The organism is Simplicispira piscis (genome assembly GCF_054783455.1).
Window position 1 is genome coordinate 32,937 of the sequence record NZ_BAAGQN010000016.1, and the last position, 25,755, is coordinate 58,691.

Sequence of the window (25,755 nt, forward strand, 5' to 3'; positions counted from 1 at the left end):
CTGTTACGAATGCTAACCCAGGCACAGAGGCTTGTGCTGACCAAGGCTTTGGTGACCGACGAACCCCGTGGTTGATTGAAATGCTATAGATTCGATAGCTTTTGGCGCTTTCTGGCAAAGAGCTAAAGGCACAAAACACCCATATTTCTTCAATGGCAGGCCCCGCACCGGTTACATTCCCTCCATCTCCGTTTCAAGCACCTGCGCCGCGCATGTCCTCCCACACCTTCCTCTGGCACGACTACGAAACCTTTGGCGCCAACACCCGGCGCGACCGCCCGGCGCAGTTTGCCGCCATCCGCACCGATGCCGAGTTGAACGAGATCGGCGATCCGGTCATGCTGTACTGCAAACCGGCCAACGACTACCTGCCCGATCCTGAGGCCTGCCTCATCACCGGCATCACGCCGCAGATCGCCTGGGAGCGCGGCGTGCCCGAGCGCGAGTTTGCCGCCATGATCGAAGCCGAGATGGCGCAGCCCGGCACCATCGGCGTGGGCTACAACACCATCCGGTTTGACGATGAGATCACGCGCTTCATGTTCTGGCGCAACCTCATCGACCCTTATGCGCGCGAGTGGCAGAACCGGTGCGGCCGCTGGGACCTGCTCGACGTGGTGCGTCTGGCCTATGCGCTGCGGCCGGGCGGCATCGTCTGGCCCACCAAAGAGGACGGCACGCAGAGCTTCAAGCTCGAGCACCTGAGCAAAGCCAACGGCCTGCTGCACGAGGCCGCGCACGATGCGCTGTCAGACGTGCGCGCCACCATCGCCCTGGCGCGGCTGCTGCGCCAGCACAACCCCCGGCTGTTCGACTTTGCGTTCAGCCTGCACAAGAAAGACCGCGTGGCCGCCGAGCTGCGCCTGCCCGCCACGGCGCAGACGGCGCGGCCATTCCTGCACGTCTCAGGCATGTTCCCAGCCGAGCGCGGGTGTCTCGCCGTGATGTGGCCGCTGGCCAGCCACCCGACCAACAAGAACGAAATCATCGCCTGGGACCTGGCGCACGACCCGCGCGAACTGGCCCTGCTTGACACCGATACGCTGCGCCTGCGCATGTTTACCCGGGCCGCAGACCTGCCAGAAGGCGTCACGCGCCTGCCCATCAAGACGGTGCACCTGAACAAGTCGCCCATGGTGGTGGGCAATGTGAACACGCTGACCCCCGCCCTGGCACAGCGCTGGCACATTGACCTGGCCCAGGCGGCGCAGCACGCCGAATGGGCCCGCGCGCTGCCCGACATGAGCGCCATCTGGCCCGCCGTGTTCGCGCGCCCGCAAGAGCCCGCACCCGATGTGGAACAGGATTTGTACGGCGGCTTCGTCGGCAACACCGACCGCCGCCGCCTCGACGAGCTGCGCAGCATGACCGGCGCACAACTGGCCGCTGCGCGCACCAGCTTTGACGATCCGCGCCTGGGCGAACTGCTGTTTCGCTACCGCGCGCGCAATTTTGCGTCCACCCTCACGCCCGAAGAACAAGCCCGCTGGCTGCAGCACCGCACCGACTGCCTGTTGCACGGCCAGGGCGGGGCGCTGACGGCCGAGGCGCTGTTTGAGCGCATCGACGCGCTGTCCGAGACCGCCGACGAACGCGCCGAGGAAATTTTGGGCGCCCTGTACGACTGGGCGGAAGTCGTCGTGCCTGAGCACTGACATGAGCGCCGCCCCCACCGCCATTGGCAAATACCGCATCGAGCGCGAGTTGGGCCGCGGTGCCAGCGGTGTGGTGTATTTGGGGCTCGACGGCCTGCGCGGCCGCAAAGTCGCGGTCAAGCAGATGCACGCGCACCTGCTGGCCGACCCGCAGCTTGGCGCACGCCACCGGCGCCAGCTCCAGCAGGAAGCCGCCCTGGCCGCGCGGCTGCGCCACCCCAACATCGTGCGCCTGCTCGACGCCGACGAAACGGCCGAACCGCCGTACCTGGTGTTTGAGTACCTGAACGGCCAGCCGCTGTCCCATCACGCCAGCGCCGATGCGCTGCTGCCACTGGCGCAGGTGCTCGACATCGCCTTCAAGTGCGGCCACGCGCTCGAATACGCCGAGCGCCAGGGCCTGGTGCACCGCGACATCAAACCCGCCAACATCTTGCTGGAGCAGGACGGCGACGTGAAACTGGTCGATTTTGGCGCCGCGCTTTCTACCCGCAGCGATGCCACGCAGCTCGCCGGCCTGGTCGGCTCGCCCTCGTACATGTCGCCCGAGCAGGTGCGGGAAGAATCGCTCACGCACCACAGCGACATGTTTTCGCTGGGCGTGGTGCTGTACGAGCTGCTCACGGGGCGGCGACCCTTCGATGGCGAAACCGATTTCGCCACGATGTACCGTATCAGTAACGACGAGCCCACTGCCCCTGGCCTACTGCGCGCCTCGCTCCCGCCCGAGGTCGATGCCTTTGTGCTGCGCGCGCTCGCCAAGGCGCCGCAAGACCGCTTTCGCCGCTGGGCCGATTGGGCCGAAGCGCTGACGGCCATCTCGCGCGCTTTGCCACGCCAGAGGTCGCAGGACACCGAAACCGAGCGCTTCACCCGCCTGCGTGCACTGCCGTTTTTTGCCGATTTTCACGACGTCGCTCTGTGGGAGCTCATGCGCCTGGGCAACTGGCGCCGCGTGCCGCGCGGCACCGCGCTGATGCGCGAGGGCGCGCCGGGCGATTCGTTCTGCATCCTCATCGAGGGCCAAGTGGGCATCCACCGCCAGAACTGGCAGCTGTGCACGCTGAATGCCGGCGTCACCTTCGGCGAAATGACCTACCTGCGCCCCGAATCCCCCCTGCGCACCGCCACCGCCGTGGCCGAGAGCGAGGTGCTGGTGCTCAAAGTGCGCAACCCGGCGCTGCGGGGGGCTTCGGAGGCGCTGCAGTCGTGCTTTGACAAGGCGTTTATCAAGCTGCTGGTGGGGCGGTTGGTGGCCACGAACGAGCAGGTGGCGGAGTGGGATTTGGTGGCTGCGCCGCCAGATCGTTCCTGAATTGATAGCTGGTAGCGCTTATGGGATAAGCGCCAGAGGCTATTTTGGCTATATTTTTTCTGGCATTGGCGCCAGCATTCGCGCAGGCATTAGGGTCGGATCACGATTTCGCGCAGCGAAACTCGTGCTCAGACCCCAATCCCGGAACGGTGGGCGCAGCGCAGGTTCTTTGCCGTTTCTGTCTGAGGCAGCGCATTCAAATTCGAGAAGATGAGCGGCTGGTCTCGGCCAAAACCGGTCGTTCGGTGTGTGCCCGCTTCAGGTAGGGTATGCCTGACGCCGAGACAGTGCAGAGTTTGGGATCCGCTTATCAACGTCTATAAAGATTCACTTTTATATCATCAGTAAATAAGCGATCCTCACCCCATGACGAGATAATATTTCTTGAATCAAGCCACTTGACAAAATCCCGATTCGCGGGGGTGTTTTTCAGTCTCGGCGTGAAATACCCCGTTTTAATTTCGGAAAATGGATGGGGCAGATTAGCCAAGACATGACGCACTTCGTCATCTGACATAAGAGCATGATATTTGTTAAAGAGTGAAATCTGCGTCGCTGTAGGTCTAGAATGTATTATTAAGGACTGCGCACTACTCCCGCCAATCTTAGATATGTTGGCATCTGCGTTACTAATAATTTGACCGATAAGTGCTGATCGTTCTGGAAGGTCCACGAGCGCCTCCAAGTCCATCAATTCAACCACCCCGAGCTTGCCTGCATTATCAACATCAGATCGTAGAAGCTCCTCTCGAAAGTCGTCGTCAAGTGCAAAGATGTTGGGATCAGTCAGATATGTGTCGAGGTTGGTCGCGACGAATAGTACCTGCAAATCCTCAATATCAGCGAGTGCATCGAAGCTTTCCTTATTGAATTTGATTTTTCCCTCAGATATCAGGATTCGAAGCTTGATTGGCTCGAGTCCTTTAGGCAGCGTTTTGAATGAATTCGGCAGAGCGTGGACATAATCTTTGTAAGCGGCATCAGACAGCGAACCCGCATTGACGAGGAAATGTCGCAGATTCAGTGAGTTCGAGTCGCTTGGTATGGGATGTTGCAGAATGGTCGCACGGACACCATCTAGATCAAGATACTCAATTAGGATATCTTTCTCAAACCCATCAGTTTCTATGAAGGCGAGACAATTCATCCAGGTCGCTTCAATCGCATTTAGCTGGAACAGTGTTGCGTGAAATTTTTCAGGCACACCCTCTAGAGTCGGTAGTCGGTTCATCTGCCTTTCAAGAAACTTCCGAACATCATCTTGATCAAGTGTATCCTGGCTAAGAATGGCTAGAATAGCAGGGACGTCCTCCTCTGAATTTCTTTGCAACTCTAAAAGAATATCGCTCAGGTAAAGATTAAAGTCACCTTCCACCCTTTTTATCAAGGGTGCGTTATTCGTTGAACGAATGGTAGTGAAATTTCTCGCGCGCATTGACTTGAGATCGCCCTGTCCCAAAATCTCTTGGTAGACATATTCGAGGTTCGTTATCGTGAGCCCGTACCGTCCCTCCTCGAACATGAAGCGTACAATTTCAGAGTGTTCTTTGATTGCAGCTAGATCCTTGACCTCAAAGTCGAGGCATTCAAGGCGTTCTGGTGCTAGTTCGGGCAAGTGCACCAGAATTTCTGGAAGGTTCTCTGCAACAAACTCTGATAGTCCGTCATAGTCCCCGGCGAGCGTTTTGAGCGAGCTTACCGGTAGATTCGCAATCAGTCGGGTAACGTGGGAGATACTGTTGGGGCTGGCAATGGCAGCTGGTACAAGCTTTTTCCAAGCGTTGACTAACCCCAGAAGTAGCGCTGAAACATCTAGGCCGCTGGTGTAATAGGCACTGAAAAAGTCTTCGCACCTCTCGAATTCAGATGAGAGAAGCTCGAAAAGTTTCTTTGCTTGATCAGGGTAAAGACTCTGATCCTTCAGAAGGTTATCGACGAGCTTAACGTTCAAGACATAGCTCTGTCGGAAGTCCTCATCTCGCATCGCTGCGATGACCTCTTTAGGATTGTCGAGCGGAAAATTCGGCTCAGGAGTGACAAATGCCCGAATTTGGATCAGAAACCTGTTGTCATTGGGCGACAAGCGGCCTGAGTGAAATAGTGAGGTGTATTGGTAGTAGGTGTCGTCGAGATGGCCTTCTAAGATCAAAAAGCGGGCGAGTTCTCCATTCTCTTCGAAACCTTTGAAAATCTCCTCTATGTGGTCGGCATTTAAACGCAACAGCTCATTGAGCTTAATCATGCGAAGTGTTGGGATTTTTAATCTGAGATCGTGTATTCGGCGCAGCACCTTGTTCTTACGATCAGACCCTTTACTTTCGATCTCATCCTTGCGTTGCAGGTAGGATTTTTGAGAGTCCACCTCAGTTTGCAATTTTGAAATATCGACCCAATTTGAGTAGTTATTGGCATCGCGGAGGCGTATACGCGGTGCCTCAATCAGTTTTTCGAACGAATCGTGACTAACTAGTTGGGGAAGCGCGATCCATTCCTGATTTTCAAGACTGACGTACACAGCACCCGCTGGAAGCTTCTCAATCAGAGCCATGGCGTAGATTTTCCGCAACTCTCCCAGGTCTGAAGGCGTCTGTCGCTCGGCAACTTCAAGTCGATTTTCGAATTCCTCGATCTCGGTCCTATATCTGGCTTCACCATGCCTAATAAGCTCGTGTTGGTGATTCAGTATTTCAGCGAGATTCCCCGCGCCGCGGTGCAATTGCTCAAAGTCCCTTGGATAGACGTTTTTATAGATCAGGATCGCGAGAAGCTTGTTGGCGTCAAGCAGGTTCTCTCCATCAGTTTCCAAATTGGCTACGTAAATGGCGTATTCATTAAAAATGTTCTGAATCAACCTCAGGTCGTTCAGGTAACGTGAGACCTCTCTTAGAAACTGCCGATCGAGACGATCATCGAGTGCAAGTCTTCTCCCTTGCACCAATACCATATCGATCGAATTTGACGTATTGATGATCGGTATTACGGGAATAATAAATTCGAAGAACTTGGTTCGATCGGTGTTGATAAACATGTCATCGCGCAAGGCGTAGAGGAACCTGATGGCCCGTTTTACGCCGGAGTTTTCGTTTACGAGGCTATTAATTTCGCGCAGTGTGACAAAAATCTCGGCGTCGTTGAATCGATCTAGATCCTCGATGATTACAAGATCGTAATCGGTTGATTGGAAGAAATAGAGTATTTCGTCTAGGTGGCGATTCAGTATTGATGTCTGATCATCATATGTAGGCCTTATCTCAATGTCCTTCAACGAGATGCTCTTGAGTGACAGGCCGAAGCTAGCAACGTAAAATTGATGCAGTGTCATCCATAGAAACATTACTGCGAAGGCGCAAGTCCCCAGATTGAATCCATTGCTGAGCGCGAGCGGAGTGAAAAAGGTGCCGTTAATGATATCTGCTCGCTGACTAAACACATACCAAAGTGCAAGAATTCCAATCGTTATATAAAAAGACTTAAAGATCGACCAAACACTGGGCGACTGGATTCTTTTAAATCGTGACAGCGGGAGTTTGTTTGCGTCAGCACCATACAGCATCTGCTGCAGGATACTTCTCTCAATCTCTTGGCGGCTCACCTTCTCGCCGTTCGAATCAGCCTCGGGAACGAACGCAGCGAGAGAGATATGAAGTGCAGGCCGCGGATATTTCTTCAGGAAGGATTGGATGATGCTGCTCTTTCCTGAACCATAGGGACCAGTTAGGGCAATATTGGAAACCTTCGTGTTGTTCGTCGCAAACAGAATCGCTTCGGAATATATACCGTCCTTGTCCGCCTTATCAGTTGGTGCCAGATCCACAAACTTCGCTTGGGTACCGGCCGAGCCGTCTTTGCTTTCTAGCCAAGACAAAATGCTATTGAGGCTGTTGGCAAGCCCGCGAGTTATGGAGATGGTGGTTTTTATCATGCGATGCTGGAGAAACTAACCTTTAAGAGTCAGATCGCCTTCCTCCCCGAATGTTTTGATGTTACCGAGGATAACTCGGTTGCTGTCATTGAGGCCTTTTTCGATGCGCTTGACCGAGGCCGGATATTATTTGCGCCCACTTTATGTCGGTCTTCTACGGCTAATTGATGTTCGAAGTGTGGAGGATCGAAAGATTGCTTTGGGTCGGCACCAGTCGCTCAGCGTCGCAGACCGTCTTGCACCAATCGAGTGAATGGGCCAGCGCAACCCTGCTGACTCAGACTTCGCTATTTAGCTGCAGCAGCCGTTTCTTTCTGGCCCTATTTGTCATCAAAATTCATAGCTGTCAGCGCTTATCTGATAAGCGCTATAGGCCAATTTTGCTTGAAATCCTAGCCAAAAAACCAATAGCAAACCCCAATCGCCGCCAACACCCCCGCCAGCTCCGCCAACAGCGCACAAGGCACCGCGTGCCGCACCCGCTGAATGCCCACCGCGCCAAAGTACACCGCCAGCACATAAAACGTGGTTTCCGTGCTGCCCTGCACCGTAGCGGCGACCAGGGCGGGGAAGCTGTCTACGCCCTTGGCCTGCATGGTCTCGATCAGCATGGCGCGGGCGGCGCTGCCTGAGAACGGTTTGACCAGCGCGGTCGGCAGCGCATCGACAAAGCGCGTGTCCCAGCCGGCGCCTTCGACCAGCCAGCGGATAGCGTCGAGTGCGTAGCCCAATGCGCCGGATGCGCGCAGCACGCCCACGGCGCAGAGCATGGCGACCAGGTAGGGCAGCAGGCTGCGCGCCACGTCGAAACCGTCGCGTGCGCCTTCGACAAAGGCCTCGTACACCGGCACGCGGCGCCAGGCGCCCAGCAGCACGAACAGCAGCACCAGGCCAAACAGCGTCAGGTTGCCGGTGAGGGACGACAGGCTGGCCAGCGCCGTGGCGTTCAGCGTGGAGAGGAAGGCGACCAGCGCGGCAATGCAGAGGGCCAGCGGCAGCAGGTAGGCCAGCACCACCGGGCGCCACAGCGGCAGCCGCTGCACAAAAGCTACGGTGAGCAGCCCCACCAACGTGGAGGCCGAGGTGGCGAGCAGGATGGGCACAAACACCAGGGTCGGGTCAGGCGCGCCTTGTTGCAGGCGGTACATGAAGATGGAGACGGGCAGCAGCGTGAGCGACGAGGCGTTGAGCACCAGGAACAGGATTTGCGCATTGGTGGCAGTCTGGGGCTCGGGGTTCAGGCTTTGCAGCGAATGCATGGCCTTGAGGCCAATGGGCGTGGCCGCGTTGTCCAGGCCCAGCGCATTGGCGGCAAAGTTCAGCGTCATCAGGCCCAGCGCCGGGTGGCCGCGCGGCACGCCGGGCATCAGCTGCGCAAACAGCGGCGACAGCCAGCGTGCCAGGGATTCGACCAGGCCGGCGCGCTCTGCAATGCGCAAAAAACCGAGCCAGAGGGTGAGGGTGCCAAACAGCAGCAGCATCACCTCGACCGAGAGCTTGGCCATGGCAAACAGGGCCTCGACCATGGCGGCAAATACCTGCGCGTTGCCGCCAGCGAGCCATTGCACCAGCGCGGCGATGGCCGAGGTGACGAAAAATCCCAGCCACAGAGTGTTAAGCATCAAGTCTTCGTGGGTCAGTAGCGGTGCGATCAGGTTAACAGCCCAGCCTCAGGTGTATAAACATCCATCTTCAAATTTTTGAGTCTGGCACCGCAAATGCCAGTACCGCAAGGAATCCGTTTATGGGCGCACAGTGGAAGGCAAAGGGCAAGGCTTTGGTGGCCGATGCCAAGGGAAAACTCTTTGGCAAGCTGGTCAAGGAAATCCAGGTGGCTGCCCGTGGGGGCGCAGACCCGGCCAGCAATGCGCGTTTGCGCCTGGTGGTGGAGCAGGCACGCAAGGTGTCCATGCCCAAGGACACGCTGGAGCGCGCCATCAAGAAGGGTGCCGGCATTGGCGGCGAGGCGGTGCACTATGAGCACGTCATCTACGAAGGCTTTGCACCGCACCAGGTGGCGGTGATGGTGGAGTGCCTGACCGACAACGTCAAGCGCACGGCGCCTGAAATGCGCGTGCTGTTTCGCAAGGGGCAACTGGGTACCTCGGGCTCGGTGGCCTGGGATTTTGACCATGTTGGCTTGATCGAAGCCGAGTCCGCCGTGGCCGGGGCCGACCCCGAAGAAGCCGCCATCGAAGCGGGTGCCCAGGATGTCGAGCCGGGCGATGAAGAGGGCACGACGCTGTTCATTACCGCAGCGGCAGACCTCGATGTGGTCAGCCGCGCCTTGCCAGCGCAGGGCTTTACGGTGCTGTCGGCCAAGCTGGGCTACAAGCCCAAGAACCCTGTGAACCCCGCCAGCCTGAGCGCCGAGCAGCTCGAAGAGGTGGAGGCCTTTCTGGCCGCCATCGATGCCAACGACGATGTGCAGAACATGTTTGTCGCCCTGGCCGGCTAAGGCGCACGACTGCGGCTGGAGATATACCCTTGCAAACACTCCCCATTCGGCGCATCGCCATCAGTACGGGCGGCGGTGACGCCCCGGGTCTCAATGCCGTGATTCGGGCCACGGTATCAACGGCGGGCAACCGGGGATGGGAGTGCGTGGGAATCCGTGACGGCTTCAATGGCCTGTTGCAGCCCGAGCGTTATCCCCAGGGTGGGCTGGTGGCGTTGACGCATGAACGGGTGCGCGGCATTTCGCACCTGGGTGGCACCATTCTGGGCACCACCAACAAGGGCGATCCCTTTCATTTCCCGACCCGCCTGCCCGACGGCAGCATGGGCGAGAGCGATCGCTCCGACGAGCTGCTGGCCTGTTTTGCACGCGAAGGCATCGATGCCCTGGTTTTGGTGGGCGGCGATGGCACGCTCTCTATTGCCCATGCGCTGCACTGCAAGGGTTTGCGCGTGGTGGGGGTGCCCAAGACCATCGACAACGATCTGGACAAGACCTTCACCACCTTTGGCTTCGATACCGCGGTGGCCTTTGCCACCGAGTGCCTGGACCGCCTGCACAGCACGGCGGAGAGCCACCAGCGGATCATGGTGGTTGAAATGATGGGCCGGTATGCGGGCTGGATATCGCTGCATGCCGGCATTGCGGGCGGTGCCCATGCCATTTTGATTCCCGAAATTCCGTTCAACCTGGAGCCGGTGGTCGCCAAGATACTGGAGCGCGATGCACTGAGCCGCTCGTATTCCATCGTGGTAGTGGCCGAAGGGGCGCACCCGCGCCAAGGCGCGCGTGCGGTGCTGGCGTCGGCCGAGGCCGGGCACGCCGAACGCCTGGGCGGCATGGGCGAACAGGTGGCGCAAGAGCTGGCCCGCCGCACCGGCAAGGACGCCCGGGTTGTGGTGCTGGGCCACTTGCTGCGGGGCGGCAGCCCGACGGCGTTTGACCGGTTGGCCGCACTGCGTTTTGGCGCGGCCGCCGTGCGTGCGCTGGACGAAGGTTTGTCGGGCGTGATGGTGTCGCTGGCTTTTCCCAATGTGGAGTACGTGCCGCTGGCCGAGGTGGCCGGGCGCATGAAAGGCGTTCCCATGGACAGCGACACCTTGCAGACGGCGCGCGACCTGGGCATTTGCTGCGGCGACTGAGGGGGGAGGGTGCGGCACCAGTCAGGTTCCCGCAAGCCCGTCATGAATAATTATGAATTCAAAACCTGCCTTTCGGCAGCGTGCGAGGCCAAGGAGACCACACCATGAGCAGTTATGCGGAGTTTTATCGCCAGTCCATCGACCAACCCGATGTCTTTTGGGCCGAGCAGGCCCGACTGATTGACTGGCAGACCCCGCCGCAACAGGTGTGCGACTACAGCAACCCGCCGTTCGCTCGCTGGTTTGTGGGTGGCACCACCAATATCTGCCACAACGCCGTGGACCGGCACCTCAAAGACCGCGCCAGCCAGCCTGCGCTGGTGGCGATTTCGACCGAAACGGACACCGAGCGCAGCTACAGCTTTGCCGAGCTGCACGCCGAGGTGCAGCGCATGGCAGCCAGCCTGCAAGCGCTGGGCGTGAAGAAGGGCGACCGCGTCCTCATCTACATGCCCATGATTGCCGAGGCCGCTTTTGCCATGCTGGCCTGCACGCGCATTGGTGCACTGCATTCGGTGGTGTTTGGCGGTTTTGCCTCGGGTTCGCTGGCGTCCCGCATCGAGGATGCCGAGCCTGTGGCCATCGTCAGTGCCGATGCGGGTTCGCGTGGCGGCAAGGGCGTGCCTTACAAGCCCTTGCTGGACGAAGCCATCCGCCTGTCGCGCCATAAGCCCGCCAGCGTGCTGCTGGTGGACCGGGGCCTCTCGCCCATGGACCTGGTGGCCGGGCGTGACCACCTCTGGAGTGCGCTGCGCGCGCAGCATCTGAACGCCACCGTGCCTTGCGAGTGGGTCGACGCCACGCACCCCAGCTATACGCTCTACACCAGCGGCACCACGGGCAAACCCAAGGGTGTGCAGCGGGACACGGGTGGCTACGCCGTGGCGCTGGCTGCCAGCATGAAGCATATCTTTGCCGCCGAGGCGGGGCAGACCTACTTTGCCACCAGCGACATCGGCTGGGTGGTAGGCCACAGCTACATCATCTATGGCCCGCTGATCGCAGGCATGACCACCATCATGTACGAGGGCCTGCCCATCCGTCCTGACCCCGGTGTATGGTGGAGCATTGTCGAAAAGTACAAGGTCACGCACATGTTCTCGGCCCCCACGGCGGTGCGCGTGCTCAAGAAACAAGACGCTTCCTGGCTCAAGAAGTACGATGTTTCTACCCTCAAGGCCCTGTGGCTGGCCGGTGAGCCGCTGGACGAGCCCACGGCCCAGTGGATCAGCGATGCGCTGGCCGTGCCCATCATCGACAACTACTGGCAGACCGAGACGGGCTGGCCCATTCTCACGCTGGCCAACGGTGTGGAGCAGCAAACCACCCGCTTTGGCAGCCCTGGCAAAGCCATGTACGGTTACAACGTCAAGCTGATCGACGAGGCCACGGGCCAGGAACTGACGGCGCCCAACCAGAAGGGCGTGGTCGCCATCGAAGGCCCGTTGCCCCCCGGTTGCATGCAAACCGTGTGGCGTGACGACGAGCGCTTCGTCAACACCTACTGGAAGAGCATTCCGGGCCGCATGATTTACAGCACCTTCGATTGGGGTATCCGCGATGCCGATGGCTACCACTTCATCCTGGGCCGCACCGACGATGTGATCAACGTGGCGGGCCACCGTCTGGGCACGCGCGAGATCGAGGAATCCATCTCTTCGCACCCCAACATCGCCGAAGTGGCGGTGGTGGGCGTGGCCGATAACCTCAAAGGCCAGGTCGCCATGGCCTTTGCCGTGCCGCGCGACGCCAGCGGCCTGGACAGTGACGCTGCACGCCAAAAGCTCGAGGCCGAGGTGATGAAGGTGGTGGACGGCCAACTGGGCGCCGTGGCCCGGCCTTCGCGCGTGATCTTTGTCACCGCGCTGCCCAAGACGCGCAGTGGCAAGCTGCTGCGCCGCGCTTTGCAGGCCGTGGCCGAACGGCGTGACCCGGGCGATCTGACCACCATGGAAGACCCGGCGGCGCTGCAACAGGTCAAGGATTTGGTCGAAGGCTGATCGGGCGCTGGTAAGAGACGGGCCCCGCATGGGGCTGATCTACTATCAAAAACAGAGCTTCTAACGCTTTATGGACGGGCGCTAGAGGCTGTTTTTCTATATAAACCTAGCCCGTATGCGGCCGAGAGGCCAGGGCCGGGGCCTGCCAGTTCTTCACCCACGGGATGAAGTCCGCCACCGGCATGGGGCGGGCAAAGTGGTAGCCCTGGGCCAGGTGGCAGCCCAGCTGCAGCAGCATCTGGCCCTGGTCGGCGGTTTCCACGCCTTCGGCAATGATGCGATAGCCAAACGAGCGCGCCAGACCGATGACACCCTGGACGATGGCCAGGTCGCCCGCGTCGTTCATCATGCCGTGTACAAAGCTCTGGTCGATCTTGAGGGTGGACAGCGGCAGGCGGCGCAGATAGGTGAGCGAGGAGTAGCCGGTGCCAAAATCGTCCAGCGAGGTGCCTACGCCCAGGTTGCGCAGAACCTTCAGGGTGCTGGCCACATGCTCGACGTGGTAGAGCGCTGCGGTTTCGGTGATTTCGATTTCGAGCAGGGCCGGTGGAATGTCTGGATGGTCGGCCAGTTTCTGCTCCATCCAGTCGGCAAAGCCGGGTTGCTGCAGGTGGGGGGCTGAAATGTTCACACTGACCGGAAGGTGGAACTGGTGTGCCATCAATTGTTTGATCAGCGCCAGTCCCGCATCGACCACCCAGGCGCCAAAGGCCACCTCGAATTCTGTGCCTTCGAGCAGGGGCATGAAAGCTGCGGGTGACAAAACCCCTTTTTCAGGGTGCTGCCAGCGCGCCAGCGCCTCGGCGCCCACCACAGTGCCCAGGTGCATGTCCACTTTGGGCTGCAGGTACAGCACAAACTGCCCCTGGGCCAGCGCTTCGCGCAGTTCCGCAATCTGTTCGCGCAGTTGGCGCGACTGGCGTTCCTGTGTGGCGTCGAACTCATGAAAACGGTTGCGCCCCCCCTGCTTGGCGGCATACATGGCCTGGTCGGCATGGCGCATCAGGGTGTCGGCATCCGCATCATCGCTGGGGTACAGGGTGTAGCCGATGCTGGCGGTCACCGAGACCCGGTGGCTGCCGATTTGGTAGGGCGAGGCCAGGCTTTGCATGACCTGGCTCAGCGCATGCTTGCATTCGATGTTGCTGGACAACCCAGGCATCAGAATGACGAATTCGTCGCCCCCTAAGCGCGCCACGCAATCTTGCGGGCGCAGTGCGCGCGTCAGGCGCTGGGCGGCAATCACCAGCAGGCGGTCGCCGGCGTCGTGTCCCAGGCGGTCGTTGACGGGTTTGAACCCATCGAGATCCAGGTAGGCCACACCCAGCAGGGAGCCTTCGGCATGGGCCAGCGACATGCCTTCGGCCAGCTTGCGGGCCAGCAGCACGCGGTTGGGCAGGCCGGTCAGGGTATCGAAATGGGCCAGTCGGCGCAGCAGAATTTCTTGCTCGCGCTGGCCCGTCACGTCCATGGACACACCCAGCATGCGTGTGGGCTGACCGGTATCGTCAAAGCGCACAACTTTGCCCAGCGCGCGCAGCCAGCGGTCGTTTTGGTGGGGCCGCCGGATGCAGGTGGTGGTGTCGAACGGGGTGTCTGGGTCGGATGTGTGGCGCGTGACTTCGGTCGTGATCTGCAGTACATCCTCGGGTTCGAGGGCGTCGGTCCAGACGACGCCGGAGGCATCCACGGCGTTGGGCGGCAGCCCGCGCATGGCCAGCCAGCGCTGGTCGCCCGTGACCAGGCCGGTGTGCAGGTTCCAGTCCCACAGCCCCAGGTTGGCCGCCGAGAGGGTGAGCGAGAGCAGTGCTTCGCGCTCGCGCACCTGCTCTTCAGCCTTCTTGCGATCGGTGATGTCGTGCAGCGCGAAAAGCCAGACGTCCTGGCCATCAAACTCGGTGGCGCGCATGGACTGCAGCAACGTCAGCTGGGCGCCGCTGCGCGTGATGGCCGTGATCTCATAGCCCTTGAGCATCTCGGTGGCGTTGGCCACATGGACCATGTTCGCACGTGCCGTAGCGGCGTAGATGCCCAGGTCGATGGAAGAGTGGCCCAGGGCCTCGTCGCGGGTAAAGCCAAACATGGCTTCCCAGGCCGGGTTGACCTCGATGTAGCAGGCGTTGTCGCGGCGCACCATGCCCATGGGGTAGGGCGCGAGCTGGAACATGCGCGAGAAGCGCTCTTCTGACTGGCGCAGGCGTTCCTCGGCACGCTGGTATTCGTCAATGTCCTGCATCACCCCCTGGATGCGGACCACGCGGCCGTTCTCCACCACGGGTTCTCCCCGCGTGCGCACCCAGCGCAGGCTGCCATCGGCGTGGATGATCTGGATATCCATGCTCCACTCGACCTGCTGCGCGATGCATTGGCGGAAGTTTGCCCGCATGGCGTCTTGCCACGGTGGTGCCACATAAGTCTCGATGTACTGGCGCGGTAGCGCGGAACCCGGTTGCAGGCCATGGATGTCATAGCAGACGTCGGACCAGTACACCAGGCCCTGGCCGCGCACGTCCTCCCAGGCACCCAGCCGCGCCATGCGGCCCGCCTGGGCCAGCGCTGTGTTGACGGCCATGAGCTCTGCATTGGTGCGCCGCTCTTCGGTCGTGTCGTGGAAGACGAACACCAGGCATTCGTCGCCGTCGATTTGTACCTGGCGCGCAAACATCAGTCCGTGGATGGAAACACCGTTGCCGTGGGCCACCATTGGTAGATCATCGACCTGGCCCGTGTTCTGCAGGGCCTCGATCAGCCGTAGGCGCTCGTGTTCGTTGGCCCAAATTTTCAGTTCGGTTGATGTGCGGCCAATGACGTCATCGCGCCGCAGGTTGAGGCGACGGCAAAAGGCGGGGTTGATTTCAAGGTACCTGCCATCCGACAGCCGTGTCAGGCCCGCCGGGTCGGGCAGCACCTGGTAGATCGCGTTGGCGTGGTCTTCAGATGCGCGCAGAGCATCCACGACGGCCTCCATACGGGCAGATTCTGCGGGCTCTGCGGCAAGAGGATGGCGTTGCGCATCTGACATAGCGGCAGTTTAGGGCTGTTCTGCCTCTTTCGCAGCAGGCCGGCGCGCACCAATGAGTCCTGTCGACAACAAAGTGCCCGAAACAATCACCACCGCGCAGCCCAGCATCCAGGGTGTCACGGTCTCATCAAGGAATACCACTCCGTAGAACACGGCAAACACCGGCGCCATGAAGGTCACCGCCAGCGCCCGGCTGGGCCCGGCATGGGCAATCAGGCGGAAATACAGAATGTAGGCAATGCCCGTGCACAACACGGCAATGGCCACAATGGCCGCCCAGGCCCGCACGCCCGGCATGGTGGTCGGCCAGAACCACAGCATGGGAACGCACAGACCCAGCGCCGCCCCCAGCTGGCTGCCGGTGGCAGTGGCCAGCGGCGGCACCCCCATCAGGTACCTGCGGGCGAAGCTGGCCGCCAGGGCATAGCAGATGGTGGCGCCCAGGCAGGCCGCAATGGCCCAGGGCGCTGCCGCTGACTTGATGCCGGCGCCCCCCGGCGCCCGCCAGGCCAGCAACGCCACGCCCACAAAACCAATGCCCAGGCCCAGCCAGCGCAGGCGATTGATACGGTCGCCCAGCCAGACCCAGGCCACCAGCGCGCCAAACAGCGGCACGGTGGCGTTCAGGATGGAGGCCAGGCCCGTGGTGATGTGCAGCACCGCCCAGGAATACAGCGCGAACGGGATGGCCGAGTTCACCAGCCCGGCGAGCAACGTCGGCTTCCAGTGTCGGCGCAGCGCAGGCCACTGGCCCTGGTGCAGCAGGATGGGCCACAAGAAGAGAGTGGCCAGCAGCACGCGCAGCCCGGCGGTGGGCAAGGGACCGAATTCGGCGGCCCCCATGCGCATGAACAGAAATGATGCCCCCCAGAGGGCTGAGAGAAGGACGAATTCACCGATCCAGGAGGAGACTGGGGCGTGGTGGGGGCTTGTCGTCATGCGATAACGCCTTCAAGGCGCAGCAAGGCGGTTTTGCGGTCCAGGCCACCGGCATAACCTGTCAGGCTGCCGTCTTTTCCCAGCACACGGTGGCAGGGCACCACCATGCTCAAAGGATTGCGCCCGACGGCTGCACCCACGGCGCGCACAGCCGCCGGGCGATCCATCTGGCGCGCCAGCGCGCCGTAGCTGGTGGTCTGGCCCCTGGGGATGCGCAGCAGCGCCTGCCACACGGCCTGTTGGAAGGCAGTGCCGCCCGCCAAATCCAAGGGCAGGTCGAACGGCTGGCGGTCGCCGCGCAGGTATTGCTGCAGTTGCTCGGCAGCAAGACGCAGCACTGGGTGGTCGTGCACGGTGGGCCATGCGCCAGGACCGTCGAGCAGAGGGGGCTGGTGGCGTTGGCCGTCAAACCACAAACCGCACAGCCCGGCGGGTGAAGCGGCCAGCCGGACGGTGCCCAGAAGGGTGGGGGTGCTTGTTTGCACGGTCAAGGGATGGAATTGCATGGCAGGCTTTGAATTAGATACCAAAACAGGCTTTGGCGCAGGAGGGGAGAGCGCCAGCAGCTATTGATTCAATAGTGTTTGAGGGGCGGCAGCGTCCACGGGCCCTGTGCCCGCCCAGGCGCGCAGCACGGCGTAGCCGCGCCAGGGGCGCCAGGCGATGGCTGCTTCGGTGGCGGCCCGGGCAGGATTTTTGTGGCCTTGCACACCCAGGGCCTTGTGCAACGCCACGTCGCCTGCGGGAAAGGCGTCGGGCCAGCGCAACGCGCGCAGGGCGATGTACTGGGCTGTCCAGTCGCCAATACCGGGCAACTGGCACAGGGCGGCGGTGGTGGTCGCCACGTCGGCGCCCGGGTGCAGGGCGATATGGCCACTGGTCACCGCCCGTGCCAGCGCCACGATGGCCGCCTGGCGCTGGCGCACGATGCCCAGTTGCCCCAGTGCATCGCCCGCGGCCTGCGCGAGCACGGCGGGGGCTGGGAACAGGCGGTGCAGCGCGGGCCAAGGCGTGGTGATGGGCTCACCAAAGCGCTCCACCAGGCGCTGGCCCAGGGTGCGCGCAGCCGCCACGGTGATTTGCTGGCCCAGCACGGCGCGCACGGCCAGTTCAAAGCCATCAAAGGCGCCCGGCACACGCAAGCCATCGCCGGTAGGAAACGACGCATGCAGCACCGCATTGATGGCGGCCGGATCGGCATCCAGGTCCAGCAGGGCCCGCACCCGGGCAATCACCTGGGGCAGCACCGGGTACAGGCTGTCGCTGGTCTCGAGCAGCACCTGGTGGCGCGCCGTGTCAAAGCGGGCGCTGAGCCAGCCGGCCACCGCCTGGGCGCCGACCTGCAGGCGCACGGTGCGCCGCAGCGCCAGGGCTTCGTCGGCCTGCGCCCACTCCACACCACCAAATTGCCGCTGCGCAAAAAAGGCCAACAGGGCTGGTGCATCGAACGGAGGGCGGTAGGCCAGCCGGATGCGTGCACTGGGCGTTGCACCGGGCGGGGCGCCTGTGCGGCGCAAGGCGGTGGGCTGCAGGCCGTAATGCTGCGTAAACGCCGCATTGAAGCGGCGCACGCTGCCAAAGCCGCTGGCCAGCGCGACCTGGGTGATCGGCATGGCCGTGTCGGTCAGCAACTGCTTGGCCGCCAGCAGGCGGCGGGTTTGCAGGTATTGCAGGGGCGAGACGCCCAGCGCCGCCTCAAAAATGCGGCGCAGGTGCCGGTCGCTCACGCCCAGGCGCTGCGCCACAGCAGTCATGCGCGGAGTGGCCTGTTCTGCGCCCCAGGTGTCCAGGGTATCGAGCAAGTGCACGGCCTGCTGCACCAGGATGCCCGAGGCATCCTGCACCGACCACACCAGCGCCTGGGGCGCTATCTCGGGCCTGCAGCGCAGGCAGGGCCTGAAACCGGCGCTCTCGGCCTGCGCCGCCAAGGCAAAGAAGCGGCAGTTCTCGCGCCGTGGCGTGCGCACGGCACACACCGGGCGGCAGTAGATGCCGGTGGAGGTGACACCGGTAAAGAACTGTCCGTCAAAGCGCGCATCCCGCGCCTGCAAGGCGAGGTAGCGGCCATCATCGTTGGTGGAATCTGTGCGGGACATGGACGAATGATAGGCCGCTGCCGACCTGCTGCTAGCCGTTTTCGGACATGTGCCCGGTGCGAGCCATGCGCGGGATGCCGGGGGCAGGCCCCTACAATCGGCGCCGGTTCCGTACACCTGTGAAAGCGACACCCGTGCAACTCTCGCCTGCCATTTTCAAAGCCTATGACATCCGGGGCATTGTCCCCACCACCCTCGACGACAAAGTCGCCCGGGGCCTGGGCCGCGCCTTTGGCGCCGCTGCCCGGGCCGAGGGCCAGACCACGGTGGCCGTGGGGCGCGACGGGCGCCTGTCGGGCCCGGCGTTGTCGGCTGCCCTCATGCTGGGCCTGGCCGAGGCGGGGATGGAGGTGATCGACATTGGCCTGAGCACGACGCCCATGCTCTACTTTGCCGCCAGTACGCTGTGCAACAGCGGCATCCAGGTCACGGGCAGCCACAACCCCAAGGACTACAACGGTTTCAAGATGGTGCTCAATGGCCGCGCCATCTTTGGCGAGGAAATCCAGCAGCTCCGCCGCACCATGGAAGAAGACCGCTGGCAGATCGAACCGGGCGGCTACATCCGCCAGGCCGACGTGCTGGCGGCCTACCGTGAGCGCATCGTCTCGGACATCCGGCTCGCGCGCCCCATGAAAATCGTGGTGGACAGCGGCAACGGCATTGCCGGGGCTTCGGCTCCCGACATCTTCCGCGCCATTGGCTGTGAGGTGATCGAGCTGTTCTCCGAGGTGGATGGCAACTTCCCCAACCACCACCCCGATCCGAGCAAGCCCGAAAACCTGCGCGACCTGATTGCCGCCCTGCAGGCCAGCGACGCCGAACTGGGCCTGGCTTTTGACGGCGACGGCGACCGGCTGGGCATTGTTACCCGCGACGGCACCAACATCTTCCCTGACCGGCAAATGATGCTGTTTGCCCAGGACGTGCTCGCGCGCGTGCCCGGCGGCACCATCCTGTTCGACGTGAAATGCACGCAGCGCCTGGCGCCCGCCATTGAGGCCGCAGGCGGCAAGCCCCTGATGTACAAGACCGGCCACTCGCTCATCAAGGCCAGGATGAAAGAGCTCGACTCCCCCCTGGGCGGCGAGATGAGCGGCCACATTTTCTTCAAGGAGCGCTGGTTCGGTTTTGACGACGGTACCTACGCTGGCTGCCGCCTGCTGGAGATTTTGAGCCGCCACGACGACCCCGGCGCCGTGCTCAACGGCCTGCCGAGCAGCCACAGCACCCCTGAACTGAACGTGGCCTGCGAAGAGGGCGAGCCCCACCGCCTCACCGCCGAGCTGCAGGCCCTGGCATTTGAGACTTTTGCCGCGCCCGCTCAGATCAACACCATCGACGGCCTGCGCGTGGACTGGCCCGATGGCTTTGGCCTGATCCGCGCCAGCAACACCACGCCGGTGCTGGTGCTGCGCTTTGAAGGCCACACGAGCGAGGCGCTGCACCGTATCGAATCGGCCATGCTGGCGTTGCTTGAGCGGGTCAAACCCGGCGCGCAAGTGGGTGCAGCGGCGCACTGAAGCCACCACCACCCGTCTCCTTTCATGGCCCGATTGATCCTTCGCCTGTATTCGACGCTTCTCTGGTTGGCGCAGCCCCTGCTGCGCCGCAAGCTGCGCAGGCGTGCCGTGGCCGAGCCCGGCTATGGCAAAGCCATCAGCGAGCGCTTTGGCCGTTATCCGCAACCCATCGACAGCCTCATGCCGCACAGCAGCACCGATGCGCTGGGCCGGTTTTTGTGGATCCATGCCGTTTCGCTGGGTGAAACCCGCGCCGCGGCCATTTTGCTGACAGCGCTGCGTGACCAGTGGCCCGACATGCGCCTGCTGCTCACACACGGCACCGCCACGGGCCGCGCCGAAGGCGAAAAACTGCTGCTGCCCGGCGATGTGCAGGTCTGGCAGCCCTGGGATACGCCGGGGGCCGTGGCGCGGTTTTTGCGCAAATTCAAGCCCGTGGTCGGCATCCTGATGGAAACCGAGGTCTGGCCCAACTTGGTGGCCGGGTGCCGCCAGCAGGGCGTGCCGCTGGTGCTGGCCAATGCGCGCTTCAATGAACAATCGCTGCGCAAGGCGCAGCGCCTGGGCTGGCTGGCCCGCCCGGCGTATGGCGCGCTGACGGCCGTGTGGGCGCAAACCGAGGCGGACGCCGAACGCCTGCGCGCTATCGGTGCGCCCGTGCAAGCCGTGCTGGGTAACCTGAAGTTTGACGTGGTACCCGACGCCGAGCAGGTCGAACAGGGCCGTGCTTGGCGTACCACCAGCACCCGCCCCGTGGTCATGCTGGCCAGCAGCCGCGAGGGGGAAGAAGCCCTGTGGCTTGAAGAGTTGATGAAAAATAAGGCTCTAGCGCCCGTTGAGAAAGCGCCGACAGCTATTGATTCAATAGCATCTCAGCCCCTGCTGAATCGCTTGACCGTGCAATGGCTCATCGTTCCGCGCCACCCCCAGCGCTTTGATGAGGTGTACCAACTGCTCTCGCGTGCCGGTCTGCGCGTGTCGCGCCGCAGCCAGTGGGTGGCGGCACCGCCCGATGCCGATGTGTGGCTGGGCGACAGTCTGGGCGAAATGGCCCTGTACTACGGCCTGGCCGATGTGGCCCTGCTGGGTGGCAGCTTTGCGCCGCTGGGCGGACAAAACCTCATCGAAGCCGCCGCCTGCGGCTGCCCCGTAGTGCTCGGGCCCTATACCTTCAACTTTGCCGAGGCTGCGGTAGCCGCCTGCAGCGCAGGCGCCGCCCAGCGCGTGGACGACATGGCGCAAGGCCTGCGCCTGGCGAGTGAATGGGCCAGCGATCCCCGGCGCCTGGCCCGGGGCTGCACGCAAGCGGCGCAGTTCGCGCTGGACCACCGGGGCGCCGCCCAGCGTACGGCGGGTGCATTGGCGGATGTGCTTGCAGCAAGGCACGTGCGCAAGTAAGGTGGTGCGGTGGCTGCTGTGCGCCGCAATGCAGTGACGAGGAAAGGATCGACGTGAAGACTTGGTACTCGCAGTCGCTCGGCGACGGCATTCTCGCCTTTGAACCCAAGGAAGAATTGCGGGCGCAATTTGAGCCCTTGTTTGAAGCGACAGGCAAGCCGACCGATATGGCGGTGTTCACCCGGCACGAGCTGGAAGGGCGCTTGCAATGTGAAGTGATTGCCTATTTTTCCCCGGCTGCAGCTGCGCTGGCCCAGGCCGTTGGCGCCCGCCCCTGTGAGAGACCCGTCAACGCTGACCTTGACCTGCTGGCGGGTGACCCTGCCTGCTGGGCTGCGCTGTTTCCGGCAAGGCCTTAAACGGCTGCGCGCTGCGGAGCAGCGCGAGGCGCGTTTTATGCCAAAACACCCTCTCATGCTTATGGAATAAGCGCTGGCAGCTATGAAGACGGGAGCACAATGGTGGCCCGTGTGCCGTGTTGCCCATGTGCGCCGGGGCGTCGCAACCCATCTCCCTTTGCACCATGACCCACCTGCGCACCCGCGCTGTCCACGCCGGCCAGCACCCCGACCCCACCACTGGCGCCATCGCCACCCCCATCAGTCAGACTACGGCGTTTGGCTACGGCACGCTGGAGCGCGGCGCCGCCATCTTTGCAGGCGAAGCACCCGGCTACCGCTACAGCCGCTTTGCCAACCCCACCGTGGCCGCGCTGGAGGCCAAGATGGCCGACCTGGAAGGCGCCGCAGCCGCCGTGGCGTTTGCCAGCGGCACGGCGGCATCGTCGTCGGTACTGCTGGGGCTGCTGAACCCGGGGGATGAACTGGTGTTTCTGGGCCCGCTGTATGGCGGTACCGAAGGCCTGCTGCGCTCCCTGGGCGAGCGCTGGGGCATCACGGTGGTGGACGCCACCACGCGCGGTCTGCAAGCCTGCCTGACACCGGCCACCCGCATGGTCTGGGTCGAAACCCTCACCAACCCCACGCTGCGCCTGCACGACCTGGCTCAGGTGGCCGCCGTGGCCCGTGCGCACGGCGCCATCACCGTGGCCGACAACACCTTCTGCACACCCTGCCTGGTGCGCCCGCTGGAGCTGGGCATCGACCTGGTGCTGCACTCCATGACCAAATACCTCGGCGGCCACGGCGACGCCACGGGCGGCCTGGTGGCCGGTACCGAGGCCCTGGTGGGTGCCGTGCGCAAGACCGGCCTGGGCCATGTGGGCGGCAACCTGGCGCCGCAAGAGGCCTTTTTGTTTCTGCGCGGCATCAAAACCCTGCCATTGCGCATGGCCGCCCACTGCGAAGGGGCGGCCGCCGTGGCGCACTATCTGTCCACGCACCCCGCCGTGCGCGCCGTGCACTACCCCGGCCTGCCAAGCCACCCCCAGCACACACTGGCGCAGCGCCAGTTGCAGGGCGGGTTTGGCGGCATGGTGTCGTTCGATCTGGCGCGCAGCGAGCGGGCGGTGGCAGCGCAGGTGCTCAACCGCCTGGCGCTGTTCACGCAGGCCGTGTCCCTGGGCGATGTGGACAGCCTGGCCTGCCACCCGGCCAGCACCACGCACAGCTTTGTCTCGGCCCAGGCCCGCGCCGCCAATGGCGTGACCGAAGGGCTGATTCGCCTGAGCGTGGGGATCGAGCACCCGGACGACCTGGTGGCCGATCTGGCGCAGGCATTGCAAAACGCCGCCTGAGTGTGCGACCAAATAGCCCTACTGGGTGACACTTTGAATCAACCGGCGTAGGCTGTGCCCATCGTCCCGGTGGAGCGCATGGCGTCGGCTTCACCCATCAGCCAATCAGGGGGCGGGCGCCGTGTTTGACACAGGAGCCTGCCATGCCTGAAACCGAACCCGCCTTGCCGGGGTCCGACTTTGCCCAAGGTGTTGCCTTGGAGAGCATTCCCCCCAACGACATGCTGCTGGGCCACGCTTACGGCGAGGCCGTGCTCCTGGTGCGTCGGCGCGATGAAATTTTTGCCGTGGGCGCCACCTGCACGCATTACGGCGGGCCGCTGGCGCAGGGCCTGCTGGTGGGCGAAACTGTGCGCTGCCCCTGGCACCATGCAGCGTTTTGCCTGCGCACCGGCGAGGCCCTGCGTGCGCCCGCGCTGGGCGGCATTGCCTGCTGGCAGGTCGAGTTGCGCGATGGCACGGCGTCTGTCACCGGCAAGCGCATGGCCGCGCCCGTGCATAAGCTGCCCGCCGCCGTGGGCCTGCCATCGTCCATCGTGATCGTCGGCGGTGGTGCGGCCGGGCAGGCCGCTGCCGAAACCCTGCGCCGTGAAGGCTATGCCGGCCCCGTCACGCTGCTGAGTGCCGATGCGGCCTTGCCTTGTGACAGGCCCAACTTGTCCAAAAACTACCTGGCCGGTACGGCGCCTGCCGAGTGGCTGGCGCTGCGGCCGCAGGCGTTCTACCGCGAGCACGACATTGACGTGCGGCTGGGTGCGCGCGTGGCACGCATTGATGTCGCGCAGCGCCACCTGGAGCTGGTCGATGGCAGCCGGGTGGCTTATGGCGCCTTGCTGCTGGCGACGGGCGCCGAGCCGGTGCGGCTCACTGTTCCCGGCGCCGATCTGCCACATGTGCACACCCTGCGCACGCAGGCCGACGGTGAGGCGCTGGCCGCTGCGGCCCAGAAGGCGCAGCGTGCCGTGGTGATTGGCGCCAGCTTTATCGGCCTGGAGGTGGCAGCGTCGCTGCGCGCTCGCAACGTCGAAGTGCATGTGGTGGGGCGCGAGACGCAGCTGATGGAAAAGGTGCTGGGCCCGCAGGTGGGCGCGCATTTGCAGGCGCTGCATGAAAAGCACGGCGTGGTGTTCCACCTGGGCACAGTCCCGGCGCGCATCACCACAAGTGAAGTGGTTTTGGGCAACGGCGAAACACTGCCCGCCGATCTGGTGGTGGTCGGCATTGGCGTGCGCCCAGCGCTGGCACTGGCCGAGCAGGCGGGCTTGTCCATGGACCATGGCGTGCTGGTCGATGAATATTTGCAGACCAGCGTGCGCGGCATTTTTGCGGCGGGTGACATCGTGCGCTGGCCCGATGCGCTGACGGGTGAGCGCCTTCGCGTGGAGCACTGGGTGGTGGCGGGGCGCCAGGGCCAGACCGCGGCGCGCAACCTGCTCGGGCGCAGCGAACGCTACGACGCCGTGCCGTTCTTCTGGACTGAGCAGTACGACTTTGGCCTGTCGTACGTGGGCCACGCCGAGCGCTTTGACGAAGTGGTGATGGACGGCGACCTGGGTGCGCAGGACTGCACCATCACCTACCGGCGCGGGGGTCGCACCCTCGCGGTGGCCGTGGTGCACCGCGATCTGGCGGGTTTGCGCGCCGAGGTGGAACTCGAACGCGCCCTGGCCGCCCACAGGGCCGCAGCGAGGGCGCAGCCATGAGCGCCCCGGTACCTGCCAGCCATGTACAGATCAAGCGCGCCTACGAGCCGCCAGTGCCCGAGGACGGCACACGCATCCTGATCGACCGCCTGTGGCCGCGCGGCGTCAAAAAGGAGGCGCTGTCGTTGGACCACTGGAGCAAGGAGCTGGCGCCCAGCACCGCACTGCGCCAGTGGTTTGGGCACGACCCGGCGCTTTGGACGGAGTTTCAGCGCCGCTATGCGGCCGAATTGCAGCCCCAGGCCGAGCAGATGGATGCGCTGCGCGCGCTGGCGCGCAAGGGCAGGGTAACGCTGGTCTATGGCGCGCACGATGAGGTGCACAACAACGCCGTGGTGGTGCGCGCGCTGTTGCTGGCGCACGAGAAGTAAATTCATTCAAGGAGCAATGCATGCAGGAACGAATCGACTACCAAAAGGCCTCACCCGGCGCTTTCCAGGCGATGCTGGGGTTGGAAAAGCATGTGCACCAGTCAGGGCTGGAGCCCGCGCTGCTGGAGTTGGTGAAAACGCGCGTATCGCAAATCAACGGCTGCGCCTATTGCCTGGACATGCACACCAAAGACGCCCGCGCTGCCGGGGAGACCGAGCAACGTCTGTACCTGCTTGCGGCGTGGCGCGAAACCGGGTTTTATTCGCCGCGCGAGCGCGCAGCGCTGGCCTGGGCCGAGGCCGTGACGCTGTTGGCCGGGCAGGGCGTGCCCGATGCGGTGTATGGCGAAGTGCGCCAGCAGTTCGATGAAAAGGCGCTGGTCGACCTGACACTGGCCATCGTTGCCATCAATGGCTGGAACCGCCTTGCTGTGTCATTCCAGGCCCAGGCCGGTAGCTACCAGCCGCCGGGCGTGGCTACCCGCTGAGCCAAGGCCGCGCTTGTCGCCGTGCGC

At 63.0% G+C, this 25,755-nt stretch carries 18 protein-coding genes; 12 read left to right on the plus strand and 6 right to left on the minus strand.

Going from position 1 to position 25,755, the window contains the following annotated elements:
- Positions 1-212: 212 nt before the first annotated feature.
- Together sbcB and ACYVOC_RS12115 are read left to right on the plus strand one after the other, a co-directional pair.
- Positions 213-1,655, plus strand: a complete 1,443-nt coding sequence (gene sbcB / locus ACYVOC_RS12110) for an exodeoxyribonuclease I (protein ID WP_461161976.1) — start codon at positions 213-215, stop codon at positions 1,653-1,655.
- Between the two features lies 1 nt (position 1,656).
- The gene (locus tag ACYVOC_RS12115) at positions 1,657-2,970 is read left to right on the plus strand and encodes a protein kinase domain-containing protein (RefSeq protein WP_461161977.1); all 1,314 of its coding nucleotides are present in this window, start codon (positions 1,657-1,659) and stop codon (positions 2,968-2,970) included.
- A gap of 310 nt (positions 2,971-3,280) precedes the next feature.
- Here the strand turns inward: ACYVOC_RS12115 and ACYVOC_RS12120 are convergent, their stop codons facing one another.
- Together ACYVOC_RS12120 and ACYVOC_RS12125 are read right to left on the minus strand one after the other, a co-directional pair.
- Complete coding sequence (locus tag ACYVOC_RS12120) at positions 3,281-6,892, minus strand: YobI family P-loop NTPase (RefSeq protein WP_116003983.1); 3,612 nt, start codon at positions 6,890-6,892, stop codon at positions 3,281-3,283.
- 392 nt (positions 6,893-7,284) lie between these two features.
- Positions 7,285-8,514 (minus strand): nucleoside recognition domain-containing protein, encoded by a 1,230-nt coding sequence (locus tag ACYVOC_RS12125; RefSeq protein WP_116006042.1) that lies wholly within the window; start codon positions 8,512-8,514, stop codon positions 7,285-7,287.
- Between the two features lie 122 nt (positions 8,515-8,636).
- Between ACYVOC_RS12125 and ACYVOC_RS12130 the strand changes: the two genes are divergently transcribed.
- From ACYVOC_RS12130 to ACYVOC_RS12140, 3 genes are all read left to right on the plus strand, one after another.
- The gene (locus ACYVOC_RS12130; RefSeq protein ID WP_116003982.1) at positions 8,637-9,350 is read left to right on the plus strand and encodes a YebC/PmpR family DNA-binding transcriptional regulator; all 714 of its coding nucleotides are present in this window, start codon (positions 8,637-8,639) and stop codon (positions 9,348-9,350) included.
- Between the two features lie 29 nt (positions 9,351-9,379).
- On the plus strand, positions 9,380-10,492 hold the full coding sequence (locus ACYVOC_RS12135; RefSeq protein WP_461161978.1) for a 6-phosphofructokinase: 1,113 nt from the start codon (positions 9,380-9,382) through the stop codon (positions 10,490-10,492).
- A 104-nt stretch (positions 10,493-10,596) separates the two neighbouring features.
- Positions 10,597-12,492 carry a propionate--CoA ligase gene (locus ACYVOC_RS12140; protein WP_461161979.1) on the plus strand — a complete coding sequence of 632 codons (1,896 nt, stop codon included), beginning with the start codon at positions 10,597-10,599 and terminating at the stop codon, positions 12,490-12,492.
- Between the two features lie 106 nt (positions 12,493-12,598).
- Here ACYVOC_RS12140 and ACYVOC_RS12145 read toward each other — a convergent pair whose 3' ends face one another.
- The 4 genes from ACYVOC_RS12145 to ACYVOC_RS12160 are packed head-to-tail and all read right to left on the minus strand — an operon-like array spanning position 12,599 to position 18,549.
- A complete protein-coding gene (locus ACYVOC_RS12145) occupies positions 12,599-15,514 on the minus strand; it encodes an EAL domain-containing protein (protein ID WP_116003979.1) in 2,916 nt (971 codons plus the stop codon).
- Between the two features lie 9 nt (positions 15,515-15,523).
- Entirely contained in the window at positions 15,524-16,453 is a 930-nt protein-coding gene (locus ACYVOC_RS12150; RefSeq protein ID WP_116003978.1) for a DMT family transporter, read from the minus strand.
- Positions 16,450-16,959: a methylated-DNA--[protein]-cysteine S-methyltransferase gene (locus tag ACYVOC_RS12155; protein ID WP_461161980.1), complete on the minus strand. Its 510-nt coding sequence runs from the start codon at positions 16,957-16,959 to the stop codon at positions 16,450-16,452. The genes ACYVOC_RS12150 and ACYVOC_RS12155 overlap by 4 nt, the downstream gene beginning before the upstream one ends.
- Positions 16,960-17,019: 60 nt before the next feature.
- Positions 17,020-18,549 (minus strand): DNA-3-methyladenine glycosylase 2 family protein, encoded by a 1,530-nt coding sequence (locus ACYVOC_RS12160; RefSeq protein ID WP_461161981.1) that lies wholly within the window; start codon positions 18,547-18,549, stop codon positions 17,020-17,022.
- 134 nt (positions 18,550-18,683) lie between these two features.
- Between ACYVOC_RS12160 and ACYVOC_RS12165 the strand changes: the two genes are divergently transcribed.
- The 7 genes from ACYVOC_RS12165 (at position 18,684) to ACYVOC_RS12195 (ending at position 25,728) form a co-directional block, all read left to right on the plus strand.
- Complete coding sequence (locus tag ACYVOC_RS12165) at positions 18,684-20,072, plus strand: phosphomannomutase/phosphoglucomutase (RefSeq protein WP_461161982.1); 1,389 nt, start codon at positions 18,684-18,686, stop codon at positions 20,070-20,072.
- Positions 20,073-20,096: 24 nt separating this feature from the next.
- On the plus strand, positions 20,097-21,470 hold the full coding sequence (locus ACYVOC_RS12170) for a 3-deoxy-D-manno-octulosonic acid transferase (RefSeq protein ID WP_461161983.1): 1,374 nt from the start codon (positions 20,097-20,099) through the stop codon (positions 21,468-21,470).
- Positions 21,471-21,523: 53 nt separating this feature from the next.
- Positions 21,524-21,829: a hypothetical protein gene (locus ACYVOC_RS12175; protein WP_116003974.1), complete on the plus strand. Its 306-nt coding sequence runs from the start codon at positions 21,524-21,526 to the stop codon at positions 21,827-21,829.
- Between the two features lie 164 nt (positions 21,830-21,993).
- Entirely contained in the window at positions 21,994-23,166 is a 1,173-nt protein-coding gene (locus ACYVOC_RS12180) for a trans-sulfuration enzyme family protein (protein ID WP_461161984.1), read from the plus strand.
- A gap of 143 nt (positions 23,167-23,309) precedes the next feature.
- Positions 23,310-24,869: an FAD-dependent oxidoreductase gene (locus tag ACYVOC_RS12185; protein WP_461161985.1), complete on the plus strand. Its 1,560-nt coding sequence runs from the start codon at positions 23,310-23,312 to the stop codon at positions 24,867-24,869.
- A complete protein-coding gene (locus ACYVOC_RS12190; protein WP_461161986.1) occupies positions 24,866-25,240 on the plus strand; it encodes a DUF488 domain-containing protein in 375 nt (124 codons plus the stop codon). The genes ACYVOC_RS12185 and ACYVOC_RS12190 overlap by 4 nt, the downstream gene beginning before the upstream one ends.
- A gap of 20 nt (positions 25,241-25,260) precedes the next feature.
- Positions 25,261-25,728, plus strand: a complete 468-nt coding sequence (locus tag ACYVOC_RS12195; RefSeq protein ID WP_461161987.1) for a carboxymuconolactone decarboxylase family protein — start codon at positions 25,261-25,263, stop codon at positions 25,726-25,728.
- Positions 25,729-25,755 lie beyond the last annotated feature (27 nt).